Source organism: Candidatus Cloacimonadota bacterium, from assembly GCA_020532355.1.
Classification (GTDB): Bacteria; Cloacimonadota; Cloacimonadia; order Cloacimonadales; family Cloacimonadaceae; genus UBA5456.
Map to the genome: position 1 here is coordinate 1 of JAJBBD010000117.1, position 6,174 is coordinate 6,174.

A 6,174-nucleotide genomic window follows, 5' to 3' on the forward strand; every position below is an offset into this window, starting at 1 on the left:
AGCTTATTGCCATTTCTATCTGTTATCCTTAGATTTTTTTGAGTTGTATCCTTTGCAAACATTCCTAAACAACCTGAATTGATCAATTGCCCTCTGGTATTGTAAATCTTATAGTTTAGGTCATCGTTTTTTGCCAAACTTACACTAAGCTGAGTATCTATCTCAAACGGGTTGGGAAACAGTGTTAAGGAGGATCTCATTACTTCTTGTGGCGCATTACTCTCAGTATGGTATTCCGCAATTAGCGGACCGAAGGACTGCTCTTCTCCTCCATAGGATAACGCTTGAAGCCAGTAATAAGCAGGGAATATGGGCAGTGAATCTGTAAAAATATACATTTGAGGAGTTGAGCTGTTTACTGCAGGGATTAATCCGCTAACCTGCTGTGCGTTTGACAAGTTATTATCGATCGATCGAAACACATAATAGCCTGCAAGCATTGTTTCTGTAGCACTTTGCCAGCTTAATCGGCATAGCTTTGATGTAGTATGAGTAACCTCAAAACGATTTAGAAACACCGGAAGCGTTTCAATAGTCTCTAATATAATTTCAACACTACCTTTGGTATTCATCTCATTAAGCGTGAATGTAGTAGTCCCCGACGAAAAAACAACGTTGGCTATTTCCGCTCCAAATACTTCAATTCCATTGGCAGTTAGATTCATATGGGTAATGCTGTAATTTCCCATTAGTGCTGTTGTAGAATCAGAATGTACTGTATAATGAAATACACCCTGCATCTCTTCAATCTCGGCAGAGTAATCATATAATCCCATGTTTGATGGAGTTATGTTGATTATATGAGTAGAAACACCAAAATCCGTACTAAGGCTAAGTTCTGCAGGATTATCCCAAATTGCGCTTCCCATTGCTACTGATGCTTCATAAGCAGTGGTTTCTAAGCCATTATAATATGAGAAATCACCATCCTGAATAATAGGTTTTACTTTGTAGATGTAATCTTCTTGTTCAGATAGATTGACAAACCTAAAGGCAGGGTATATTGTTGTGTAAATTTTGCTTTGATTTGATGGGCTTAATTCAGTGTATTGGAGATCGTCAAAATAGAAGCCACCTCTTAGGATTGACGGCATAAACAAACGGAGATAATAAGTACCAGATTGGTTGATTTCAAAGTGGTATTTTCTATGGGATGACCCTACATTACCCATATCATTCTCTACAGCATTCAATTGCTCTATATCATCCCAATAATTACCGTTGGATGAGATCTGTACTCTAACTTCAAATACTGAATTTCGAGCTGGTGCCCGCGCATAGAAAGTTAGAGAACCCGGATTATTAAGTAAAGGTGTTCTTACGTAAGCTTCCACATCCCTAATTACACCAAAACATGATCCTGAATATGCGTAACTTTGATATTCATAGATTCTGGCATCTTGAATACCCCATCCTTCAGGAAAGGTAGAAATGCTTTCGAAATCATTGAAAAAATGCGTCCCTTCCTGTATCTCCAGCTCATATCCCGTTGCGCCGGCTATTGAATCCCAACTGGCTGTAAAGCCCGCATCAGAGATAGCTGAAGCTTGTATGTTTTGCACTTCAACTGCATTTAGTAGGCAACAAATCATCAAACACAAAGTTATAAAACACAAATACTTCATAGTTACTCTCAAAATCCAACATGAGACCGGATGGATTTATATGGGGCTTTTATACAAATTCAATTTGATCGTGCCCTTTTGATAATAATATTCCATACGCTTTTCCAAAAATACACCCAATCTGTTCTTAGTGGATGCTCCATCTTCTTTTTTAGATATTGGCGCTCTGATTCAACGATTTCTTCGAATGTTTTTGGCATATCAGCATAAAACGGAGGTAACAAACCTGGCTTCACCTTAAGCCTCAGTTCTTGCATATCCGAAGGATACAAACTGAAATAGTGATCACTTAGGGCTCGAACCCCAACCAAAGACAACTCTCCAGCGAAGAAATTTAAAAACTGAGGTAATTCATCTATCCACAACTTGCGCATCACCTTGCCCCATGAAGTAACACGAAAGTCATTCTTGAATTTTCCGCCTTCCTGTAAATTGTTTGTAGCGTGAATATATGCCTGTAGATACTCACTATAAGGATGCATTGTTCTAAACTTCTTTACATATATTGTCTTGCCTTCTATTCCCTTACGCTTAAGACGAATCAAGGGTCCATATGTGGGATTTTGATCATCCCTCGGTTCACGGTTTTTACGCAAGATAAAGTGCATTAGATTGTTGATTTCGCGCTTATGGATCAAGTCAAAACCGCAGAAATAAAACCTGCCCATGATCTCAGTTTCCGAAAGAGCTCGATTCTTACCGTTGGTAATAGCAAAATACCACCCCTGCAGTATTGGTATCTTGGGCATTACGCGCCTGAACAAAAAATCTGCAAAATAGATCACTCTGCCTAAATATGGAGTAAAATTCTTATAGAAGCGATGTTTCCGCTCGGTAATAGTCTGCCCCTTGCAGATGAATACTCCGCCAGGTGCCAGCATTTGATTTACCCTGATAATATACGCATTTAAACGGCGGAAGTCATTTATTTGATGTAAGTTAATAAAGAGATGCCGGCTTTCTTCTGCTTCATTTTGAATATTGAAAAATGTCTCGCTGTTAAGAACCAAAGTTTTACTTTTACTAAAGCGGCTAATATCCACATAGTCGTTAATAAACTCCAGCAATTCATGTTGATCTTTTAAATAATTCTGAAATAGGGGCACCATGATGCTATCCTCAGGGATAGCTTGCGAAAATGGCGGAACGTAAGCTTCGCAAGAAATAACCGGAATCTGTTTTTGTTCTTCCAGATAGAACTTGGGACTCTGTAAATCTTCCATGTCTTTCGAGCGAGTAAGCAATCCAGTAGAAGCATAAGTTTTATTCTCTTTGTGGAAGCGGAAAGCATAGTAAAACCCAACAAATATGAATAATTCTAGAGTTACTACTCCGAGAATCGTACCCAACACTATATATCTGGAATAATGAAACTTGCCAAAAACATACATAGCAATCAAGAGCAACATGATGGCAACGGCATCACATTTGAATAATCGTTTAAGTAGTTCTGCCCCATTCTCTATGCTTTTTAACGAATACTTTAAACCCCAAACTCCGGAACCGATCCAAATGATAATAAACGGGATCAGGGATCTACCATAACGAGCAACAATCACACGGGTACCGGTGCGTAGCTTTGCTACCAAGAGAAATGAAATTACAACTATAGCAATATCGAGCAAAAACATGCTGTATTTACTAAGATTATATTTCATCTTACCTCATCTACCTCTCATTAAAACCCTTAATACCACAAATAACTTGCATTATACTTTCCCAATAACATCTTTTGGAATTCAATAATATTCTCACGGTTCTTTATCCGAGTAGTCCAATTTGTAACAGGTAAAAAATAAGTGCTTGGGATGTCAACAGTTTTTTATTCTGCCGATAACTTATTTTCGCTTGTTGTTGTTCAACTCTTTTCTATTAATTACTTAGCTAAGCCATCAATAATATATAGTTACAATCTGCCCCTTTCCACTACTTTACTAACTAGAATAAACATCATCGCCAAAATGGCTCCAACTATGTTATAATACATGTCTTGGGGATTGAAACTGCGCCAAGGGATATATAGTTGTAAACATTCTAGTCCTATCCCAGTAGCAAGTACAATCCCTGAAAATTTAATGAATTCATGCTGCTTAAAAAAACTTAAACGCCGAACTCTGGATACCATCCATAGCCAAGCAAAACAAAGAATCATCAGAGTATGTACCAGATAGTCCAAGCGGAAAATCAGCATTTTGTTACAGCTCAAACTCTTATTGGATTCATTCCCGATTGGGATCACATTTATTAATACCAAAATCAGCAACCATAGCCAAAGAAGATTAGATTTCACTTTCCCCAAATTATTGCTCCAATAATCATCTTGTTATATGCACTTTATATCTTAATACTACTTAGCAAAACTTTCAAACTCTAGCGCCAAATAAACCTAACTATGACCCTATCTACCATATTCCCTTGCTTCAAGCGCTTACCCAAATCACGAACTCCATCTATCCTCAAACCGGGTCGTACGTCAAAAAAGCTGCCATCACATCTGCGTAATAGGTAGCGAACCTTATATCCGGATATGATAAAATATACTGTTTCTTTTTCACATAAATCCATTTCAGCATCGCATCGAATATGCATCTGCCTATAGTTAAAGTCTCGCCATAACCTTGCATTATCAATCCCCAAAGCTCTTCTATAGCTGGCAGCAACCGTGAAATTAAGCTCCAAATTTTTAGTTAACGTATTCCTATAATGCATCCAAGCTTTATTTATCTTATCTTGTTCAGAAATCTTAGGATTTTCTTGGTAAATAATGTCTAAGCTATTGTATAATAAGCCAAGATCGTGTTTCATATTCCATAAAACTCGAGCTGATTCTTTATTTAATGGGGTTGTATCCTGCGGGACAAAATATGTGGAACTCCAACCCAAAGAGTGCTCAAGCTGAGCCAGTTCCATCATGCGGGTGTAGTTAGTATATATATCATGATGTAATATAAAAAAGCTCGGCTTCTTTAACCGAGCAACATGTAAATATATCTCATTGAGCTTTTTATACCGCTCTACACTCTCTAAAAACGATTGATAATGGCTTAGTTTGATATCCCCTTCCATGAAGTGGTTGTACCGATCTATCAAATTACTAAGAAAGAGATTTAGCTTTACATTCATATAACTTTAAACTGGCATTGGGTAGGATTTTATAAAGTTTTTAAGTTGTAGGGTTATCCGTTAAGCGTTAAGCGTTATGCGTTACAGTGTTCTTGTTGAGAGCCTTCATGAGATTGATAATCATTTGTCGGATTCTTTTAAGCTGCTCCCTGTTTGCCTCAAAGTGCGATGAAGACTTGTTATAACCCAGCATATCAGATATCACCATTTGAGTATCAAGCTCGGATAAGGATCCTAAAGCTATATCAAGAAACCTCAGCAACTCTTTGTTACTGCTTCTGCCACAACCTTCAGCTATGTTTGAGGGTACAGATACAGCAGCTCTCCTCATTTGTGAGGTTAATCCGTATATCTCTTCTCTGGGAAAGCTGCCCGTATATTCATAAACGTTCTTAACCATTACCAAGCTGAGCTTGTATACTTCTAAATCAGTATGTAACATATCTATCTCTCACGCCTAACGCATAACCCATAACGCATAACCCATAACCCATAACCCTCTAAATCTGCGTTCTATCTAAGAAACTCCACCGTTCTCTGGAGTCCCTCTCTAAAATCAACTCGAACTTTGTAATTAAGCAAATCCTTCGCCTTATCTATTCCCGCCAGTGAGTGTTTCACATCTCCGGCTCTGTCTTTTTCAAACTTGGGCTCGATATTTTTTCCCAGTATTTCATTGATCATGTTCACCAAATCTATCAGAGTATAGCGTTCTCCACAAGCTATATTGATCACCTGCCCTGCCGCTTTCGGTGCAGTGCAAGCTTGGATATTTGCCCATACGTTGTTTTCTACAAAAGTGAAATCGCGAGATTGACTACCGTCACCATAGATCACTGGTTCTTTATCCGCCATAATCAGTTTGATGAATTTCGGAATCACAGCACTATATTGACTGGTGGGATCCTGATTCGGTCCAAACACGTTGAAATAACGTAACGCTACAGTCTCCAATCCATATATCTGCGAAAAGATCTGACAATAGCGTTCTTGGGCATATTTTGTAAGTGCGTAAGGAGATAAAGGATTAACCGGCATACTCTCCACCTTGGGTAGAGTCTCGCTATTCCCATAGATCGATGAGGATGAAGCTGTGATAACCCTCTTCACGCCAAATTCCTTCGCCGCTTCCAGGATATTTAGCATACCCAAGATATTCACGTCATTTGAAGTAATCGGATCGTTAATCGAACGCGGTACTGAGGGCAATGCACCCTGATGCAGGATGTAATCCACTCCCTTCACCGCCGATCTTACTATGTGAAAGCTACGTAGGTCTCCCTCGATCATGGTCAGATTTGCATTCTTCATCAGAGGCAGAATGTTCTCCCGCTTACCTGTGGCAAAATTATCCAGTACTACTACTTGCTGCCCTTGTTTGAGCAGCTCGGACACGATATTTGAGCCGATGAAGCCGGCCCCGCCT

The 6,174-nt window shown here is 38.9% G+C and carries 6 protein-coding genes; all 6 read right to left on the bottom strand.

Annotated features, from left to right (window positions below):
- Positions 1-1,562 (bottom strand): hypothetical protein (locus LHW48_04100; GenBank protein ID MCB5259641.1); only part of this gene is annotated, 1,562 nt, incomplete at its 3' end.
- A gap of 122 nt (positions 1,563-1,684) precedes the next feature.
- Positions 1,685-3,283: a sugar transferase gene (locus LHW48_04105; GenBank protein ID MCB5259642.1), complete on the bottom strand. Its 1,599-nt coding sequence runs from the start codon at positions 3,281-3,283 to the stop codon at positions 1,685-1,687.
- Positions 3,284-3,531: 248 nt separating this feature from the next.
- Positions 3,532-3,915 carry a VanZ family protein gene (locus LHW48_04110; GenBank protein ID MCB5259643.1) on the bottom strand — a complete coding sequence of 128 codons (384 nt, stop codon included), beginning with the start codon at positions 3,913-3,915 and terminating at the stop codon, positions 3,532-3,534.
- A gap of 80 nt (positions 3,916-3,995) precedes the next feature.
- Positions 3,996-4,748, bottom strand: coding sequence for a hypothetical protein (locus tag LHW48_04115; GenBank protein MCB5259644.1), 753 nt, complete (start codon positions 4,746-4,748; stop codon positions 3,996-3,998).
- Between the two features lie 67 nt (positions 4,749-4,815).
- Positions 4,816-5,190: a four helix bundle protein gene (locus LHW48_04120; GenBank protein MCB5259645.1), complete on the bottom strand. Its 375-nt coding sequence runs from the start codon at positions 5,188-5,190 to the stop codon at positions 4,816-4,818.
- 71 nt (positions 5,191-5,261) lie between these two features.
- On the bottom strand, positions 5,262-6,174 hold a 913-nt coding region (locus LHW48_04125; GenBank protein MCB5259646.1), incomplete at its 5' end, for an SDR family oxidoreductase.

Excerpts from the sequence above, each read along its gene's own strand:
- LHW48_04105 (MCB5259642.1), bottom strand. The coding sequence starts at position 3,283 with ATGAAATATAATCTTAGTAAATACAGCATGTTTTTGCTCGATATTGCT.
- LHW48_04115 (MCB5259644.1), bottom strand. The coding sequence starts at position 4,748 with ATGAATGTAAAGCTAAATCTCTTTCTTAGTAATTTGATAGATCGGTAC.
- LHW48_04120 (MCB5259645.1), bottom strand. The coding sequence starts at position 5,190 with ATGTTACATACTGATTTAGAAGTATACAAGCTCAGCTTGGTAATGGTT.